This is a genomic window from Dietzia sp. oral taxon 368 (genome assembly GCF_002999155.1).
Classification (GTDB): domain Bacteria; phylum Actinomycetota; class Actinomycetes; order Mycobacteriales; family Mycobacteriaceae; genus Dietzia; species Dietzia cinnamea.
Genome location: NZ_CP027238.1, coordinates 2,229,001 through 2,245,977, shown reverse-complemented (window position 1 = coordinate 2,245,977; position 16,977 = coordinate 2,229,001). Strand labels below are relative to the sequence as shown.

The 16,977-nt window shown below is 70.4% G+C and carries 17 protein-coding genes; 10 read left to right on the top strand and 7 right to left on the bottom strand.

Features of this window, described 5'->3' with window-relative positions:
* Nucleotides 1-2: 2 nt before the first annotated feature.
* Complete coding sequence (locus C3V38_RS10490) at nucleotides 3-1,223, top strand: primosomal protein (RefSeq protein ID WP_198150709.1); 1,221 nt, start codon at nucleotides 3-5, stop codon at nucleotides 1,221-1,223.
* A 4-nt stretch (nucleotides 1,224-1,227) separates the two neighbouring features.
* On the opposite strand, the gene C3V38_RS10485 is transcribed toward C3V38_RS10490, so the two are convergent.
* Nucleotides 1,228-2,544, bottom strand: coding sequence for a thymidine phosphorylase (locus C3V38_RS10485; protein ID WP_106385732.1), 1,317 nt, complete (start codon nucleotides 2,542-2,544; stop codon nucleotides 1,228-1,230).
* Complete coding sequence (locus tag C3V38_RS10480) at nucleotides 2,541-3,023, bottom strand: cytidine deaminase (protein WP_061228072.1); 483 nt, start codon at nucleotides 3,021-3,023, stop codon at nucleotides 2,541-2,543. The genes C3V38_RS10485 and C3V38_RS10480 overlap by 4 nt, the downstream gene beginning before the upstream one ends.
* 190 nt (nucleotides 3,024-3,213) lie before the next feature.
* Here C3V38_RS10480 and sdhC point away from each other — a divergent pair, with 190 nt between their 5' ends.
* The 5 genes from sdhC (at nucleotide 3,214) to C3V38_RS10455 (ending at nucleotide 8,490) form a co-directional block, all read left to right on the top strand.
* A complete protein-coding gene (gene sdhC / locus C3V38_RS10475) occupies nucleotides 3,214-3,621 on the top strand; it encodes a succinate dehydrogenase, cytochrome b556 subunit (protein WP_061228073.1) in 408 nt (135 codons plus the stop codon).
* Between the two features lie 14 nt (nucleotides 3,622-3,635).
* The gene (locus C3V38_RS10470; RefSeq protein ID WP_061228074.1) at nucleotides 3,636-4,067 is read left to right on the top strand and encodes a succinate dehydrogenase hydrophobic membrane anchor subunit; all 432 of its coding nucleotides are present in this window, start codon (nucleotides 3,636-3,638) and stop codon (nucleotides 4,065-4,067) included.
* A 59-nt stretch (nucleotides 4,068-4,126) separates the two neighbouring features.
* Nucleotides 4,127-5,896: a succinate dehydrogenase flavoprotein subunit gene (sdhA, locus tag C3V38_RS10465; protein ID WP_061228075.1), complete on the top strand. Its 1,770-nt coding sequence runs from the start codon at nucleotides 4,127-4,129 to the stop codon at nucleotides 5,894-5,896.
* The gene (locus C3V38_RS10460; RefSeq protein ID WP_061228076.1) at nucleotides 5,896-6,690 is read left to right on the top strand and encodes a succinate dehydrogenase iron-sulfur subunit; all 795 of its coding nucleotides are present in this window, start codon (nucleotides 5,896-5,898) and stop codon (nucleotides 6,688-6,690) included. Before sdhA ends, C3V38_RS10460 begins: the two co-directional genes overlap by 1 nt.
* Nucleotides 6,691-7,086: 396 nt before the next feature.
* Entirely contained in the window at nucleotides 7,087-8,490 is a 1,404-nt protein-coding gene (locus tag C3V38_RS10455; RefSeq protein WP_061914023.1) for a D-alanyl-D-alanine carboxypeptidase family protein, read from the top strand.
* 55 nt (nucleotides 8,491-8,545) lie between these two features.
* On the opposite strand, the gene C3V38_RS10450 is transcribed toward C3V38_RS10455, so the two are convergent.
* Nucleotides 8,546-9,142, bottom strand: a complete 597-nt coding sequence (locus C3V38_RS10450; RefSeq protein ID WP_061228078.1) for a TetR/AcrR family transcriptional regulator — start codon at nucleotides 9,140-9,142, stop codon at nucleotides 8,546-8,548.
* 259 nt (nucleotides 9,143-9,401) lie between these two features.
* Here C3V38_RS10450 and C3V38_RS10445 point away from each other — a divergent pair, with 259 nt between their 5' ends.
* From C3V38_RS10445 to C3V38_RS10430, 4 genes are all read left to right on the top strand, one after another.
* Nucleotides 9,402-10,496, top strand: a complete 1,095-nt coding sequence (locus tag C3V38_RS10445) for a flavin reductase family protein (RefSeq protein WP_106385731.1) — start codon at nucleotides 9,402-9,404, stop codon at nucleotides 10,494-10,496.
* Nucleotides 10,497-10,602: 106 nt separating this feature from the next.
* Nucleotides 10,603-11,745, top strand: coding sequence for an acyl-CoA desaturase (locus tag C3V38_RS10440; protein WP_061228104.1), 1,143 nt, complete (start codon nucleotides 10,603-10,605; stop codon nucleotides 11,743-11,745).
* A 45-nt stretch (nucleotides 11,746-11,790) separates the two neighbouring features.
* Entirely contained in the window at nucleotides 11,791-12,042 is a 252-nt protein-coding gene (locus tag C3V38_RS10435; RefSeq protein ID WP_061228080.1) for a hypothetical protein, read from the top strand.
* A gap of 102 nt (nucleotides 12,043-12,144) precedes the next feature.
* Nucleotides 12,145-13,155: an RNase H family protein gene (locus C3V38_RS10430; RefSeq protein WP_061228081.1), complete on the top strand. Its 1,011-nt coding sequence runs from the start codon at nucleotides 12,145-12,147 to the stop codon at nucleotides 13,153-13,155.
* A 65-nt stretch (nucleotides 13,156-13,220) separates the two neighbouring features.
* Here C3V38_RS10430 and trpS read toward each other — a convergent pair whose 3' ends face one another.
* The 4 genes from trpS to C3V38_RS10410 form a co-directional block, all read right to left on the bottom strand.
* Complete coding sequence (trpS, locus tag C3V38_RS10425) at nucleotides 13,221-14,303, bottom strand: tryptophan--tRNA ligase (RefSeq protein WP_061228105.1); 1,083 nt, start codon at nucleotides 14,301-14,303, stop codon at nucleotides 13,221-13,223.
* A 65-nt stretch (nucleotides 14,304-14,368) separates the two neighbouring features.
* On the bottom strand, nucleotides 14,369-14,842 hold the full coding sequence (locus tag C3V38_RS10420; RefSeq protein ID WP_061914021.1) for a PPOX class F420-dependent oxidoreductase: 474 nt from the start codon (nucleotides 14,840-14,842) through the stop codon (nucleotides 14,369-14,371).
* A 101-nt stretch (nucleotides 14,843-14,943) separates the two neighbouring features.
* Nucleotides 14,944-15,798 carry an exodeoxyribonuclease III gene (locus C3V38_RS10415; protein WP_167349535.1) on the bottom strand — a complete coding sequence of 285 codons (855 nt, stop codon included), beginning with the start codon at nucleotides 15,796-15,798 and terminating at the stop codon, nucleotides 14,944-14,946.
* 116 nt (nucleotides 15,799-15,914) lie between these two features.
* Entirely contained in the window at nucleotides 15,915-16,826 is a 912-nt protein-coding gene (locus tag C3V38_RS10410; protein ID WP_007628550.1) for an ImmA/IrrE family metallo-endopeptidase, read from the bottom strand.
* Between the last annotated feature and the right edge of the window lie 151 nt (nucleotides 16,827-16,977).

Here is a 16,977-nt window from a genome sequence, read left to right as displayed (position 1 = left end):
GCATGGCCAAGGACATCGTCCCGATCGAGCTCGGTCTCCCGGAGGGAGACGTCACGACCCTCTGGGCACCCAGCTGGCGCGAGGACAACGACGACTGGGAGGCGTTCCTGGGCCTCGGTGACGATCTCTACGCGTTCGACTCGACGGCCGAACTCCTGGCGCTGGTGCGCAGCGGCGCCGAGCACGACCTGCAGGACCACCCCTCGTGGGAGCAGTTCGCACAGTCCGACGTCCTCGACTTCCGCGCCGCCGACGAGAACTGCTACGACCTGGTCGGCGTCCTCGAACTGCTCGGCGAGAACCCCACCGAGTCCTCGGTCGACGAGATCGACCAGTCCTTCGCGATCGCCCGCTCGATCGGCGAGGTGTGCGAACTCGACACCGTGACCAAGTTCTTCAACGGCAATCCCGTCCTGGCGTCCGTCACGCACGGCATGGACGAGTTCTACGGCCGCGACGGGCTCAAGCTGTGGAAGTCCATCCGCAAGACCGTCGCCAAGGGCTGGGACGACGTCCTCGACGCCATCCAGGACGTCATGGCCACCCCCGACCTCGACCGCGGCGAGGTCGAGCGTGCCCGCCGCGACCTCGCGACCGCCGAGGCTGCACTCCCCGAGCCGGAGCCGGAGCCCGAGCCCGCACCCACCGGCTACCCCGAGGGCTCCCTGTGGGAGAGCGTCGGTATCGACCCCGTCAAGATCGTGTTCTCCGATCAGGAGTACCTCAGCCTGCGTTGCTACCTCGGGGACCGCCCCGTGTTCCTCGGGGACGGCGACCAGGCCTACGTCTTCACCAGCCCCCGCGGCCTGGCCCGCTTCCTGGCGGACAACGACGACGCGACGCTCAGCAGGGTGGCCACGTACGAGCGCGTCAAGCTCGCCGCGGTCGACGGCAGCCTCGACGTCCACGTCACCGACGACAACGCCTACGTCCTGGCGGGGCTCGACCGCGACATCGAGGTCGGCCCCGACATGGTCGACTCCGACCAGCTCGGCCTGGCCGTGGAACTCATCACCGACCTCGCCAACTATGTCGGCGACGCCGAGCTCGAGGCGTCGGTCACCGGCCGCGGCTCGGCGCTGCGTCGGTTCCTGCACTACGTGCTCAACCCCGACGACGCCAGGCTGCTCGAGCCGACCGCACCGTTCGACGACGAGGCAACCGAGTGGCGCGACCTCGTCGACGACGTCGAGAAGCTCGTCACCACCCCCGACATGGCCTGACGGGTCACCACCCGCGCAGGCGGTCGGCGACCTCCCCCGCGGGACCGCGCCCAGGGCCCGTCCCCAGGGCGGCCCGGAGCTCGTCGACGGCGGCGGGCAACCGTGCCGCGTCGCCCGCGTGGACGGTGGCCACCACGTCCCCGGCGCTGACCACCTCGCCCTCGACGCGGTCCAGCAGGACGCCGGCGGCGTGGTCGACCGTCTCGCCGGGGCCGGTGCGCCCCGCCCCGGACAACCACGACGCGCGACCGACCCCGAGAGCGTCCCACCTGATCGGACCCGACGCCGGGGCCCGCACCTGTACGACATGCGCTGCCCGCGGTGGGACCGCGTCCGGGTCCCCGCCCTGCGCGGAGATCATCGCCCGGTAGGCGTCCATGGCCCGCCCGTCCGCCAGCCGGGCACGCGGGTCGGCGTCCGGGATCCCCACCGCGGCGAGCGCCTCCAGCGCCAGCGCGCAGGTGAGGTCGACCATGTCGGCGGGCCCCCCGCCGGCGAGGATCTCCCGCGCCTCAGCCACCTCGAGCGCGTTGCCCACGGCGCGACCGAGCGGCGTGTGGTTGGCGGTCACCAGGGCGCTGGTCCGCACACCGGCGGCGGCGCCGATCCCGACCATCACCCGCGCCAGCTCGCGGGCGTCGGCGGGGGCGGGCAGGAACGCGCCGGAGCCGAACTTCACGTCCAACACCAGCGCTCCGGTGCCCTCGGCGATCTTCTTGCTCATGATGGACGCCGCGATCATCGGGATGGACGCGACGGTGCCGGTGACGTCTCGGAGCGCGTAGAGGGCCCGGTCGGCGGGGGCGAGGTCCGCCCCGGCAGCGCAGATCACGGCCCCCGTCCGCGTCAGGACGGCCCGCAGTTCGTCGGCGTCGAGGTCCGCGCGCCACCCGGGGATCGACTCGAGTTTGTCGAGCGTGCCGCCCGTGTGGCCGAGTCCGCGACCGGACAGCTGCGGCACGGCGACGTCCCAGGTCGCGAGCAGCGGCGTGAGCACGAGGGTGATCGCGTCGCCCACCCCGCCGGTCGAGTGCTTGTCGACGGTCGGCACCACGGCGTCGCCGCGGGTCACGGTGGACAGGTCCAGTCGGGTGCCCGAGCGCACCATGGCAGAGGTCCACCGGGAGATCTCGTGGTCGGTCATCCCGCGGAAATAGATCGCCATCGCGAGCGCGGACATCTGCTCGGGCGCGACGGCCCCGCTGGTGAACCCCTCGACGATCCAGTCGATCTCGTCGTCGTCGAGCTCCCGTCCGTCCCTCTTCGCCTCGATGATCCGCACGGCGTCATGGCGTCGCGCCGGACCGACCCGCGCGCTCACGCCAGGTCCCCCGGCCCGAACGCGTCCGGGAGGAGCTCGCCGAGGCGCACCGCGCCGCGTGCGGTGTGGACGACCAGGTCGGGGCCGCCGTGTTCGTAGAGGAGCTGCCGGCAGCGCCCGCACGGCGAGAGCGGCTCGCCGGTGTGGGTGACGACGACGAGCTCGAGCAGCCTCCCGCCTCCGGTGCGGTGGAGGTCCGACACGAGCGAACACTCGGCACACAGTGTCAACCCGTAGGAGGCGTTCTCCACGTTGCACCCGACGACGATCCGATCCCGCCCGTCTCCCCGGCCGGGGGGCGGCGTGATCCCGGGTTCCGTTCCCGCGACGGCAGGGCCGACCGGAGGCCCGGTCAGCGCGGCGGCACCGACCCCCAGGCCGGAGTAGGGCGTGTAGGCGTTTCGCGCGGCCCCCAGTGCCACTTCCGTGAGAGTGTCGACAAGAGTGCTGCGTTGTGCTGCGGATTCGTCATGCGTCACGTCGATCTACCCCTCGGTAACTTCATTTAGGGTCGCCTAACAGGCATTACCCGCCCCGACCACGGTACCCACCCTGGTTTTCGTCAGGCAGATCTCAGGTCTAAAGTCCTAGTAGGCGCCCGCTGTGCTCTCGGGCCGGAACGCGCGCCGATGGCATCAGGCCCAGACGATTCGGAGGCACGACAAGCCCATGAGTACTGCGCAGGCGCCGGCGCGTCCGGCCCCCAGAAAGAAGCTCAATCTCTACAAGGGTGACCCGGGGATGTGGTCGTGGGTCGCCCACCGGATCTCCGGCGTCGCGATCTTCTTCTTCCTCTTCGTGCACGTGCTCGACACGTCGCTCGTCACGGTGAGCCCGGAGAGCTATAACGCGGTCATCGACACGTACAAGACGCCGATCGTCGGGCTGATGGAGATCGGCCTCGTGGCGCTCGTGCTGTTCCACGCGCTCAACGGCCTGCGCATCGTCCTGGTGGACTTCTGGTCCAAGGGCGCCAAGTACCAGCGCCAGATGCTGTGGACGATCCTCGCGATCTGGGTCGTGGTCTTCGCCGCCGCGACCGCGCGCCTCCTCTTCCTCCTCTTCGAGCACCTCTAAGGAGAACGATCACCATGGCAGACGCACCTGTTCTCCAGACCTCCTACGACCGCCCCGCCTCGCTGGCGCAGCCCCGGTCCCCGCGCCTCCGCTCGCGCTTCAACTTCGAGCGCACCGCGTGGATCTTCATGCGCTTCTCCGGCGTCGCGCTGGTCATCCTCACCCTCGGCCACCTGACGGTCGGCCTCATGATCGACGAGGGCGTCCACCGCATCGACTGGGCCTACGTGGCCGATCGCTGGCAGAGCCCGTTCTGGGCGACCTGGGACATCCTCATGCTCTGGCTGGCGATGCTGCACGGCGCCAACGGTGTCCGCACCATCATCGCCGACTACTCGCGCAAGGACTCGACCCGGTTCTGGCTCAACTCGATCCTCCTCGCCGCCACCGTTCTGACCCTGGTCCTGGGCACCTACGCCATCTTCGGCCTCGCCTACGACATCTGATCGACGGCAGTATCCGGCCGGCGGACTTCACCCTTCCGAAAGCGAGCACTGAGAAACCCATGACCGATCGTCAGGTCCACCAGCACCAGTACGACGTAGTGATCGTCGGCGCGGGCGGCGCAGGCATGCGCGCGGCCATCGAGGCGGGCCCGCGTACCCGTACCGCGGTCCTCACCAAGCTCTACCCCACCCGCTCCCACACCGGCGCCGCCCAGGGCGGCATGTGCGCGGCCCTCGCCAACGTCGAGGAGGACAACTGGGAGTGGCACACGTTCGACACGGTCAAGGGCGGCGACTACCTCGTCGACCAGGACGCCGCGGAGATCATGGCCAAGGAGGCCATCACCGCCGTCATCGACCTGGAGAACATGGGCCTGCCGTTCAACCGCACGCCCGAGGGCAAGATCGACCAGCGCCGCTTCGGCGGACACACCCGTGACCACGGCAAGGCGCCCGTCCGCCGGGCCTGCTACGCGGCCGACCGCACGGGTCACATGATCCTGCAGACGCTCTACCAGAACTGCGTAAAGCACAAGGTCGAGTTCTTCAACGAGTTCTACGTGCTGGACCTCTGCCTCACGGAGACCGCCGACGGCCCCGTCGCCACCGGCTGCGTCGCCTACGAGCTCGCCTCCGGCGACCTGCACGTCTTCCATTCCAAGGCCACCGTCTTCGCGACCGGCGGCTCGGGCCGTATGTACAAGACCACCTCCAACGCCCACACCCTCACCGGTGACGGCATGGCCGTGGTCTTCCGCAAGGGCCTGCCGCTGGAGGACATGGAGTTCCACCAGTTCCACCCGACCGGCCTGGCCGGCCTGGGCATCCTCATCTCCGAAGCCGTCCGTGGCGAGGGCGGCATCCTGCGTAACGCCGACGGCGAGCGTTTCATGGAGCGCTACGCCCCCACCATCAAGGACCTCGCCCCGCGTGACATCGTCGCCCGCTCGATGGTCCTCGAGGTGCGCGAGGGTCGCGGCGCCGGCCCCGAGAAGGACTACGTCTACATCGACGTGACCCACCTCGGCGCCGACGTGCTCGAGGAGAAGCTGCCCGACATCACCGAGTTCTCCCGCACGTACCTCGGTGTGGACCCCGTGACCGAGCTCGTGCCCGTGTTCCCCACCTGCCACTACGTCATGGGCGGCATCCCGACCAACGTCCGGGGCGAGGTGCTGCGCAACAACTCCGACGTCGTCCCCGGCCTGTACGCCGCCGGAGAGTGCGCCTGCGTGTCCGTCCACGGCTCCAACCGCCTGGGCACCAACTCGCTGCTGGATATCAACGTCTTCGGCCGCCGCGCCGGCATCGCCGCGGCGGAGTACGCTGCGAACCACGAGTTCGTCGAGCTCCCCGAGGAGCCGGAGAAGATGGTCCGCGACTGGATGGAGCGCATGCTCGCCCCGCACGGCACGGAGAACGCCGCCGACATCCGCAGCCAGATGCAGGCCATGATGGACGACAAGGCGTCGGTGTTCCGCACCGAGCAGTCGCTCACCGAGGCCCGCGATGAGCTGCGCGAGCTGAAGAAGCGCTACGCCGAGGTCACCGTCTCGGACAAGGGCAAGCGTTTCAACACCGAGCTCTTGGAAGCCGTCGAGCTGGGCTTCCTGCTGGAGCTGGCGGAGGTCACGGTCGTCTGTGCCCTCAACCGCAAGGAGTCCCGCGGCGGTCACTCCCGCGAGGACTACCCTGACCGCGACGACGAGACATACATGAAGCACACCATGGCGTTCAAGGAGGGCGGTCTCGACCTGCTCTCCGACATCCGGCTGGACTGGAAGCCGGTTGTGCAGACCCGCTACGAGCCGATGGAGCGTAAGTACTGATGACCACCGCAGTCGACACCACCAAGGCCACCGACGGCAGGGACCCGAACTCCGACAACCGTCCCGTCCCGCCCGGCTCGACCATGGTCACGCTGAAGATCGCCCGGTTCAACCCGGAGGATCCGGATTCGGCGGGTTGGAAGGAGTACGAGGTCCCGGCCCTACCGTCGGACCGTCTGCTCAACCTGCTGATGTACGTCAAGAACTACATCGACGGGTCCCTGGCGTTCCGCCGGTCCTGTGCGCACGGCATCTGCGGGTCGGACGCCATGCTCATCAACGGCGTGAACCGCCTGGCGTGCAAGGTCCTCATGAAGGACATGCTCCCCAAGGACGGCAAGTCCATCACCATCACTGTGGCGCCGCTGCGCGGTCTGCCGGTGGAGAAGGATCTCTACGTCGACATGGAGCCGTTCTTCAAGTCGTACCGCGACGTCATGCCGTACCTCATCACGTCCGGCAACCAGCCGACCGCCGAGCGCATCCAGTCGCAGACCGACCGCGCCCGCTTCGACGACACCACCAAGTGCATCCTCTGCGCCTGCTGTACGACCTCCTGCCCCGTGTTCTGGGCCGACGGGTCGTACTTCGGGCCGGCGGCCATCGTCAACGCTCACCGGTTCATCTTCGACTCCCGTGACGAGGGCGCCGCCGAGCGTCTCGAGATCCTCAACGACGCCGAGGGCGTGTGGCGCTGCCGCACCACCTTCAACTGCACCGACGCGTGCCCCCGTGGCATCCAGGTCACGCAGGCGATCCAGGAGGTCAAGCGCGCACTGCTGTTCGCCCGCTGATCATCCCCACGCGGGGCGCCCCAGACTCCGCCGCGGCCGGGGCCGCATCCTCCACTTCCGGAGGGTGCGGCCCCGCCCGCATTTCCGGCCCGCCCGGGCCTGCGCTGCGCGCGTCACTGCGCACCCTACCCATGCCTCCCATGGCCGCCTCTCGCCATGGCGTCTGGCGCGTACCGATGAGCGCGCGAGACGACATGTCCGCGCGCGGCTGTCGAAAGCTGGCGAGCGAGACGCCATCGGGAGGGGCGAGACGCCATCGCAGGGAGCGGCTGCAAGCGACGCCGGGAGCGAGACGCCATCGCCGGGAGCGGCTGCGGGGAATGCGTTCGCCTCGGCGGCCCGTCTCACGGCGGATCCGGCCCACGAACGACCCGGACGGTCATAGAATCTGGACCCGTGACCAGCACCCGACGACGGCCCGCACACCGCGCCGCCGGCCTCGCGATCGCGGCCCTCGTCGCGCTGACACCCCTCGCCGCCGCGGACCCCGCTACGGCCGTCGAACCCGCGCCGGACCTCCCGCTCACGGAGGCGCCGCCGGCGGCCGTGTTGCCGTCGACCACCTCGTCGTCGTACTTCGACACCCCACGCGACATCACCGGCTGTCCCCACCGCACGACCCCGCCCGCACCGGTCGACGAGTCCGAGGTCCCGCTGCCCGGCCAGACCGCGCCCACCCCTCCCCCCGTCCCCGAGATCCCGCCGGGCGGCGACGCGCTGGCCGGCTGCGACGTCGTAGCCCCTGACGGTTTCGAGACGCCCCGCGACGTGACGGCGAGCGCGTGGATGATCTCCGACCTCGACAGCGGCGAGATCGTGGCCGCCCGCGACCCTCACGGTCGCTATCGCCCCGCCAGTCTCATCAAGACGCTGCTCGCGACCGTCGCGCTCGACACTCTCGACCCGGATCGGATCGTCCACGTCACCGACGCCGACCTCGAGGGGGCCGAGGGCAGCCTCGTGGGCGTCGGCCCGGGCGGTGCGTACTCCGTCAAACGACTGCTCACCGGACTGCTCATGTCGTCGGGCAACGACGCGGCCGTGGTGCTCGCGCACCAGATGGGCGGGATCGAGGCGACGCTCGAGGCGATGAACGCCCACGCCGCCGGGATCGGGGCGCGCAGCACCTATGCGGCCACGGTCAACGGGCTCGACGGGCCCGGCATGATGTCCAGCGCCTACGACATGACGCTGATCTTCCGCGACGCGATGACCCGGCCGACGTTCGCCGAGATCGTCGCCACGCAGTCCACCGGATTCCCCGGGTATCCCGCCGGCGAGGGCGCGGGCCCGCCCGACCCCGCCGAGGCGCCGCCGAACACCGGCCCGGTCATCCGCCCGGACGGGGTCACCGTCAATCCCGGGTTCGTGGTGGGCAACGACAACCTGCTCCTCTACAACTACCCGGGCGCGATCGGCGGCAAGACCGGCTTCACGGACGACGCCCGCCACACGTACATCGGCGCGGCCGAGCGCGACGGGCGGCGGCTGGCAGTGGTGCTGCTCGACGGCACCCGCGTGCCCGCGGCCCCGTGGCAGCAGGCGGCGTCCCTGCTCGATGCCGCGTTCGCCACCGGCGGCACGGTGGGGTCGCTCGGGGCCGGCGAACAGGACCCGTCCGACGACGCGACGGCTCATCTCGCCTCCGGGCCGCTCGGCACGGCGGGGCACCCGGGCGCGGCGGACTCGGCGGACGTCGGCGACTCGCTGCTGGGGCGCTACGGGCCGTGGCTGGGGCTCGGTGCCGCCGGACTCGTGGTACTGGCAGGCGCGGTGCTGGCGCTCCGCTCGCGACGTTGAGCGGGTGGCGCGGCCGGGGACGCGGGCCGGATGGCGTAGGGGACACCGGCCGCGATCAGGAGACGGCGGCTCCGGTGAGAATGACCCGCAACCGCGCCGCGCACTCGTCGCGCGCCGTCCGCGCCGCGTAGCCGACGGAGACCTCCACGAGGAGACGGAGTAGGACGACGACGACGAGGTCGGCCGCGATGTCCACGGCGGTGCCGTCCGCTCCGGAGAGCGTCTCGAGTCGGCCCAGGGTTATCCCCAGCCGACGACGCGCGGAATCGACGGCTGTCGTGAGGACGCGATGATCGGGGTGAGCGGTGTCTGCCAGCCCGCGGGCGAACATCCCCCAGGTCTGCGGATCCCGGGTCGCGGCGTCGGCGGCGCGGCCCGGCCAGTCGGTCGCCGGGTCCTCGGTCGGGGTGGAGACCAGCTCGTCGACGAACGCGCCGAGCACGTCCGCCGCGCCGGCCGCGAGCTCGGAAGCCAGGTCGTCGACCGACTCGAAGTGCCGGTAGAACGCGGTGGGCACGATGCCCACCTCGCGGGCGAGCTCGCGGACGACGAGCCCGGTGAATCCGCGGGACGCCACCGCGTTCCGGCCCGCCTCCACGATGAGTGCACGCGTGTGCCGCTTCTGCTCCGCTCGCGTCCTGGGGGTCGTCACGGGTCCGATCCTATCGACTATCTGCTGGAACCGCTCAGACCGGCCACGTCGCCAGATCGTCTCACAGGCCACCGCCGCGGGGTCTTTTCATTTCAGAGAACACCTGTACACTCACACTCGTCCGGTGGTCGAACCGGGCGGACGCGCCCCCCGGGACGCGACCACGCCCCCCGGGGGTGTGAGGCGCGAGGACCGCACAGGGGCGGGCGCGCCCGACGGCGCACGATCACACCGACCCACACATTCCTCGGAGGTCCACATGACCGCCCCACCCATCCGCCGACTCTTCTCCCGACGCCTCACCCGCACCCTGCTGACGCCGCATCCGGTCGAGCACTACGTCCGCTCGCTGGGCGTGGCCTGGTCGGACGATCCCACCGGCGCGACGGTCGTGGCCGTCGACCGGCCCGTCGCCGACGTCACCGTGCTCACCCTGCGGCTGCCCGCCGGTGTCCCGAGGCCCGCCCCCGGCGGCGCGCTCGAGATCGGCGTGGTGATCGACGGCGTCGTCCACCGCCGCCACTACTCCCCCGTCGACCCCGCGTCCCGCGCGGACGGGCTCGCGACGATCGCCGTCCGTCGCCATCCCGGCGGCACGGTCTCCGAGTACCTGTGGGCCGACGCGGCGCCCGGGATGCGGCTGCTGCTCGGTAGCCCGGCCGGGGAGATGGCTCTCCCCGGGGCCCGCCCGGCCGACGTGCTCCTGGTCAGCGGCGGCAGCGGCATCACGGCGATGCTGGCGATCGCCTCGACCCTGGCCGCAGAGCAGCACTGCTCCGGCGCCGGCCGCGTGGCCTGGCTGCACTATGCCCGGCGTGTGCAGGACGTGCCCTTCCGCGACCGGCTCCGCCAGCTGTCGCGCGCGGGCATCGACGTCCGCGTGGTGCCCACCGCCGGAGGGTCCACGCCCGACGGCCTGGCCGGCCACCTCAGCGCCGGGCACCTCGAGGCGATCGCCCCGTGGCACCGCGACGCGACGGTGTTCCTCTGCGGCCCCGATCCCCTGGCCGGCGGGCTCGCGGAGACGCTCGGCGCGGAGCGCTTCTCCGGCGTTCTCCGCGAGCGCTTCACCGCTTCGAACGGGCCGGTCCCGGACGGCGACGGCGGCACGGTGACCCACCTGCGCAGCGGAATCACCGCCCGCAACGAGGGCACCACGCTGCTCGAGGGCGCGGAGGCCGCGGGGTTGAGACCGCAGCACGGGTGCCGCATGGGCATCTGTCACACCTGCACGGCCGTGCGTCGCTCCGGCGCCACGCGCGACCTGCGGACCGGCGAGGTCGACGCCACGCCCGGCTGCCACGTCCAGATCTGCGTCAACGCGCCCGTCGGCGACGTCGAGATCGAACTGTAGACACCACCAACCGGATCCCGACCCGGAAAGGAACCGCATCATGGCTCTCCTGCAACTCCCCACCCTGCGTCCCAGAAAGCCCGCGGCGCCGAAGAAGGCCGCGAAGATGTCCGCGAAGAAGTCCGCTCTCGCGCCCGAACCGATCGTCCTGTCCGCCGAGTCGGTGGAGATCATCGGCCGCGAGCTCGACGCGATCCGCGACCGGGTCGTCGCCGACCTCGGCACCGCCGACCGTGACTACATCCTGCGCGTCGTCCGCACCCAACGTCGTCTCGAACTGACAGGCCGCGGCCTGATGTTCCTCGGCTTTCTGCCGCCCGCGTGGCTGGCCGGTGTCGCGGCGCTGAGCGCGTCCAAGATCCTCGACAACATGGAGATCGGCCACAACGTCATGCACGGCCAATACGACTGGATGCGCGACGACATGCTCCACTCGTCCAGCTTCGAGTGGGACAACGTGTGCCCCTCCGACCAGTGGCGACACTCGCACAACTACATGCACCACACGTACACCAACATCCTCGACCTGGACCGGGACATCGGCTACGGCCTGCTGCGTATGGAGTACGAGCAGAAGTGGACCCCGCTGCGTCTGGGCAACCCGGTGTACGCGTTCGCGCTGATGATGCTCTTCGAGTGGGGCGTGATGCTCCACGACCTGGAGTACGACAACGTGCTCAAGGGCAAGCGCAAGTGGTCCGACGTCAAGGGCCTCGTCGCCGGCTGGTGGCGCAAGGTGCGCGGCCAGGTAGCGAAGGACTACATCGTCCACCCGGCGCTGACCGGCCCCCTGTTCCCGCTGACGTTCGCCGGCAATCTCACCGCCAACCTCGTGCGAAACGTGTGGGCGTTCTCGGTGATCTTCTGCGGCCACTTCCCGTCCGGCGCGCAGGTCTTCACACAGGAGGAGACGGCCGAGGAGACGCGCGGCGAGTGGTATGTGCGCCAGATGCTGGGCTCGGCCAACATCTCCGGCAGCCCGCTGATGCACCTCGCCACCGGCAACCTCTCCCACCAGATCGAGCACCACCTGTTCCCGGACCTGCCCGCGCACCGGTACCCGGAGATCGCGGTCGAGGTGCGCCGGATCTGTGAGGAGCACGGGCTGCCATACAACACCGGGCCGCTGTGGAAGCAGGTCGGCTCGGTGTGGGTCAAGATGTTCCGCCTCGCCCTGCCGCTGCCGCCGAAGCCGGAGGACGCGCCCGCGGTGATCATCGAGCGCAGGAAGGCTCCCTCCGCCGCCTGAGTCGCGGGTACCGTCAAAGGCCACCATCGACGAGGGGAGCGGTCCGTGAGCGACTTCGAACGCAACAAGGACCAGGTCCAGGCGGGCGTCCAGGCGGGGGCGTCGCTGGTGGGTCGGATCGCGGTCATCGTCACCGACGCGGTCGGGTCGATCGCCAAGGAGATCGGCGACTTCGTCACCGAGGGCATCGAAATGCGTGAGGCCGCCCGAATCTCCCGCCGCGAGGAGCGGCAGCGCACCGCGGACGAGCCGCTGATCAACCTCGACGGCATCGAGGACGGCGACCTGCAGGGCTGACCGGCGACCGGCCGCTTCCCGGGGAGAGGCGGCCGGTCGGCCCCCGTGGCCCCCCGTGGCCGGTGCGAAGTGGCGCCGGCCACGGTGGCAGGATCCCATGTCGTGACGATCATCGCCGCCGCGGACGGCTCCGCTCTCGGAAACCCCGGTCCTGCCGGATGGGCCTGGTATATCGACGACTCGACCTGGCGCTGCGGTGGCTGGAAGCGCGGCACCAACAACCAGGGCGAGCTCACCGCCGTGCTGGACCTGCTGCGCCAGACCGCGCACACCGATGAGCCGCTGCACATCCTGTGCGACTCGCAGTACGTCATCAACTCGGTCACCAAATGGATGAAGGGCTGGAAGCGCAAGGGCTGGAAGAAGGCCGACGGCAAGCCCGTGCTCAACGTCGAGGTGATGAAGGCCCTCGACGAGGCGATGCAGGGCCGCGAGGTGACGTTCGAGTGGGTCAAGGGGCACGCGGGCCACGAGCTCAACGAGAAGGCCGACGCCCTGGCCAACGGCGCCGCCAAGGCGCACTCGTCGCGCAAGGAGCCTGAGCCCGGGCCGGGCTTCCCGGGTGCGACGGCTGTGGGCGCGGGCGAGGACCCGGCCGTTCCCCCGCCCGCCGCGGGGGGCGCCGCCCGGCGATCGCCGTCCGCGGGAGGATCGGGGACGAGCGGGACGACGACGAGGTCAGCGGCCGAGTCCGAGCCCGACCTGTTCTCCCTGGACGCGAACACCCCGGCCGGTCCCGCGGACGAGGAAGGGAGTTCTCCCTCCGCCGCCGGCCCGGGGATCGAGGACCTCGTCGTCGACCTGGAACGCTCCCTGCTGACCGACGCCGTCCGCCGGGACCGCCGCACTCTCACGCGACTGCTCGACGTGCGGTGGCGGCAGGTGGACGCCGCGGGCCGCACCCGGACCCGCCGCCAGCTCGGCGACACGGACGGGTCCGTCGAGGACGTCGAACTCGAGGTGGTCGAGACCCGACGCCTCGGCGACGACGCGGTTCTCGTGCTGTGGCGCGCCACCGCTCCCGGGGGCGAGGTCTCGCTGGGCAGCTCGCTGTGGCAGCGGTTCGGCGGTGACTGGAAGCAGGTCTACCAGCAGGCCACCCGCGAGGCCTGAGGCGGCGTCGGCGTGTCGACCGCGCTACAGGTGTTGTATGGTCGGCGGCCGCGCCGACGCCCGGTTCAGCCCCGACGGGGCGCGGTGAATCCGACGGCCTGATAGACCTGCGACAGGACGGGGCCGGCGACCGCGCGGGCCTTCTCCGCGCCGTCCGCCAGAATCCGCTCGAGCTCGGCGCGGTCGGACATGAACTCGTCGAACCGGCCACGCAGCGGCGTCACGAACGCCTCGAGGGCGTCGGCCGTGTCGGTCTTCAGCGCGCCGTAGCCTGCTCCGGCGGTCTGGTAGTCGGCGACGATGTCGGCGATCGCGCGCCCGGTGAAGGCGGACTGGATGGCCAGCAGGTTGGACACGCCGGGCTTCATCTCGCGGTCGTAGCGGATGTTCCCGTCGGAGTCGGTGACCGCGCTCCGGATGCGCTTGGCGGAAACCTTGGGATCGTCGAGCAGGTTGACGACGCCCTTGGGGTTCTCGCCGGACTTGCTCATCTTGGCGGTGGGGTCCTGCAGGTCGTAGATCTTGGCCGAACCCTCGAGGATCTTGCCCTCCGGCACCACGAACGTCTTCTTGTAGCGGGAGTTGAACCGCATCGCCAGGTCGCGGGTCAGCTCGAGGTGCTGGCGCTGGTCCTCGCCCACCGGCACCAGGTGCGGGCGGTAGAGCAGGATGTCGGCGGCCATGAGCACCGGGTAGGTGAACAGCCCCACGGTGGTGCCGTCCGTGCCCTGCTTGGCGGCCTTGTCCTTGAACTGCGTCATCCGCGCGGCCTCGCCGTAGCCGGTGATGCAGCTCAGCACCCACGACAGCTCGGCATGCTCGGGCACGTGCGACTGCACGAACAGCACCGAACGGGCGGGGTCCACGCCCAGCGCGAGCAGCTGCGCGCAGCCGCGGAAGACCCGCTCGCGCAGCTCCTTGGGGTCCTGCTTGACGGTGATCGCGTGCAGGTCCGGGATGAAGTAGTAGGCGTCGTAGTCGTCCTGCAGCTCGACCCACTGCCGCACGGCGCCCAGGTAGTTGCCGAGGTGGTACGAGTCGGCGGTGGGCTGGATGCCGGACAGGACACGCTGGCGCTTGGCGGGCGCCTGCGCCTCTGCCGACCCGGCGGCGGGCGTGGGGGTTGCGGAGGAGGACGGCTCAGACATGGCCATCATCATCCCACGCTGCCGGGTTCTCTCCGTTGACGCCCTCGGCCCGCCGATGGGACGGGTCAGTCGACCGAGCGTGATGCCATTTCCGGCGGGAAACCGCCGGTCGCGATCGGGCCCCAGTCGTCGATCGTCACGCGGATGAGGCACTTGCCCTGGCGCACCATCGCGGCGCGATACTCTTCCCAGTCGTCGTGCTCGCCGGCGACGCTGCGGAAGTAGTCGACCAGCGGCTCGACCGCCTCGGGCAGGTCGATGATCTCCCCGCGGCCGTCGAGGTGGACGTACGGGCCGTTGAACTCGTCGGAGAGCACGCACACGCTCACCGCCGGGTCCCGGCGGATGTTGAGCACCTTCGCCCGCTGCGGATAGGTCGCCACGGTGAGCCGCCCCTCGGCGTCCACGCCGCACGTGACCGGTGAGGACTGCAGGCCCCCCGACGACTTGCGGGTGATGAGGATCGCGCGGTGCCGCGAGCGCAGGAACTCCTCGAGGCCCGCACGATCAGGGTGCTCAGCGGTCGCGTACTTCGGCATGGGACCGAGGCTACGGGCCCACCCGCCACGCGGCATCCGCGACCGCGGGCCGCCCCGGCGCGGACGCCCTCGTCGTCGTCACCCTCGTCGCCCCGGCGCCGTCACTCGTAGACGACGGTCACCGGCGCGTGGTCGGACCACCGCATGTCATAGGCCTCGGCGCGATCGACCCAGTCCTTGACGGCGCGGTCGACGAGGCCGTCGGAGACCACCTGGTAGTCGATGCGCCAGCCCGCGTCGTTGTCGAAGGCCTTGCCACGCTGGCTCCACCACGAGTACGGGCCCACCTCGTCGGGGCGGCGGTGCCGCACGATGTCGGTCCACCCGCTGCCGTCGGCGAACACGTCGGTCATCCACTCCCGCTCGTGCGGCAGGAAACCGGAGCTCTTGTGGTTGCCCTTGTGGTTCTTCAGGTCCTCTTCACGGTGGGCGATGTTCCAATCCCCGCAGATGATCATCTCGTGACCGTCGCGACTCTTCAGCTCGGCGGCGCGCTCGGCGAGGTACCCCCGGAACGTCTTCAGGAACCGGTCCTTCTCATCCTGCTTGGGCGTGTTGGCCGAGCCCGACGGCAGGTACAGGCTGGCCACGGTGACGGTCTCGCCGTCGACCGCGCCGGGGTAGACGGCCTCGATGTAGCGGCCGGACTCGGCGAACTCCGGATCGCCGTAACCGACGCACACGTCCGACGGCTCCTGGCGGGACAGCAACGCCACCCCGGCGCGGCCCTTCATCGAAGACGCCGATCCGATGAGATGCCACCCCGCGTCGAGCGCGGGCGCGAGCGCCTTGCGGGTCTGCTCCTCGTCCGCGCGCACCTCCTGGAGGGCGACGACGTCCGCCCCGCTGCTCTCCAACCACGGCAGGAACCCGAGGTTGGTCTCCGACCGCTGCTTCACGGCGGCGCGGATCCCGTTGACGTTGACAGTGCTGACCGTGAGACTCACGGCCGCCATCGTAGCCACCCCCTCCAACACGGCCGGGCCGGGATCAGGCCGCCTCCGACCGCCGGACCCAACCCGGGGCACCGGTGCAGCGGCAGTGTCGGACGTCGTCCCACTGGAAACCGGGGCTAAGCGCCCCCGACGACCAACCGGAGCCCACTCGCGTGACGATCGCCCTCATCCGGCTCCGTGCCCGGAGTGGAGGGAGCACCAGGTCGAGCCACGGCAAGGAGTTGGCCGAAGGTGAGGGTGTTTATGTCGTCAGGCGAGAGTCCGGTCTCGGCTGCGAGATCCTCCACGATCGACCGCCCCAGGATCTCCCTGGCGGCGTCGAACACCTTGGATCGGGGCCACGGCATCGACGAGCCCGGTTCCGCACGTCGGAAGCCCCTCGCCGAGAGATCGCGGAACATCTTGGTGATCGAGGAATCCCCCACCACCCCGGCCCGCCGAAGGCCCGAGACGTACGCCATCGCGGACACACCCCATCTGAGCTTCCCGGCGATGAGCGGGTCCAGTCCCACCTCTGGCAGTCCCTCGCTCTGCAGCGTGAGCGTCGGGAGGAGAAGCTCGGACGCGAACGCATCGGCCTCTTTTTCGCACTCGGCCGTGGGATATGGCTCATGTGCGTGGAGAACGAGATGGCCGAGTTCGTGGGCGAGGTCGAATCGCGATCGCTCCGGGGTTTTCAGGCGGGAGAGGAAGACGTATGGACGGCCGTCACGCCACAGGCTGAAGGCATCGACGTCGGCGGACCGTCCCTGCAGGCCCATCACTCGCACCCCGTGCGCCTCCGCGAGCTGCACCAGATTCGGCAGGGGTCCCGGACCCAACGTCCATGCCGACCGCAGCACTCGTGCGGCCTCTTCCGGATCGCCCACCTCGGACAACACCGGCACATCAACCCGGGGCAATGTCAGGCGCCTCGCGAGCGCGCTGTAGAACTCGATTCCGACGAGCCCGTCCCCCGCTGCCGCAGCTCGCGTCGACGACGACGCCGACCGACGCGATCGAAAGTAAATCAAATCCGGCTCAAGCACGTCCGGCTCGTCCAGCTCGAGAAAGGCCCGCGATACCCCTGTCGCTGCCGAAAGGGCGCCCAATCGCCCCACCGGAACGCCCGTGGCCTCCCATGTCCGAACCGTCGACCCCGCGACTCCCACCACGTCCGCCAGTTCTCGCCGGGTCAGA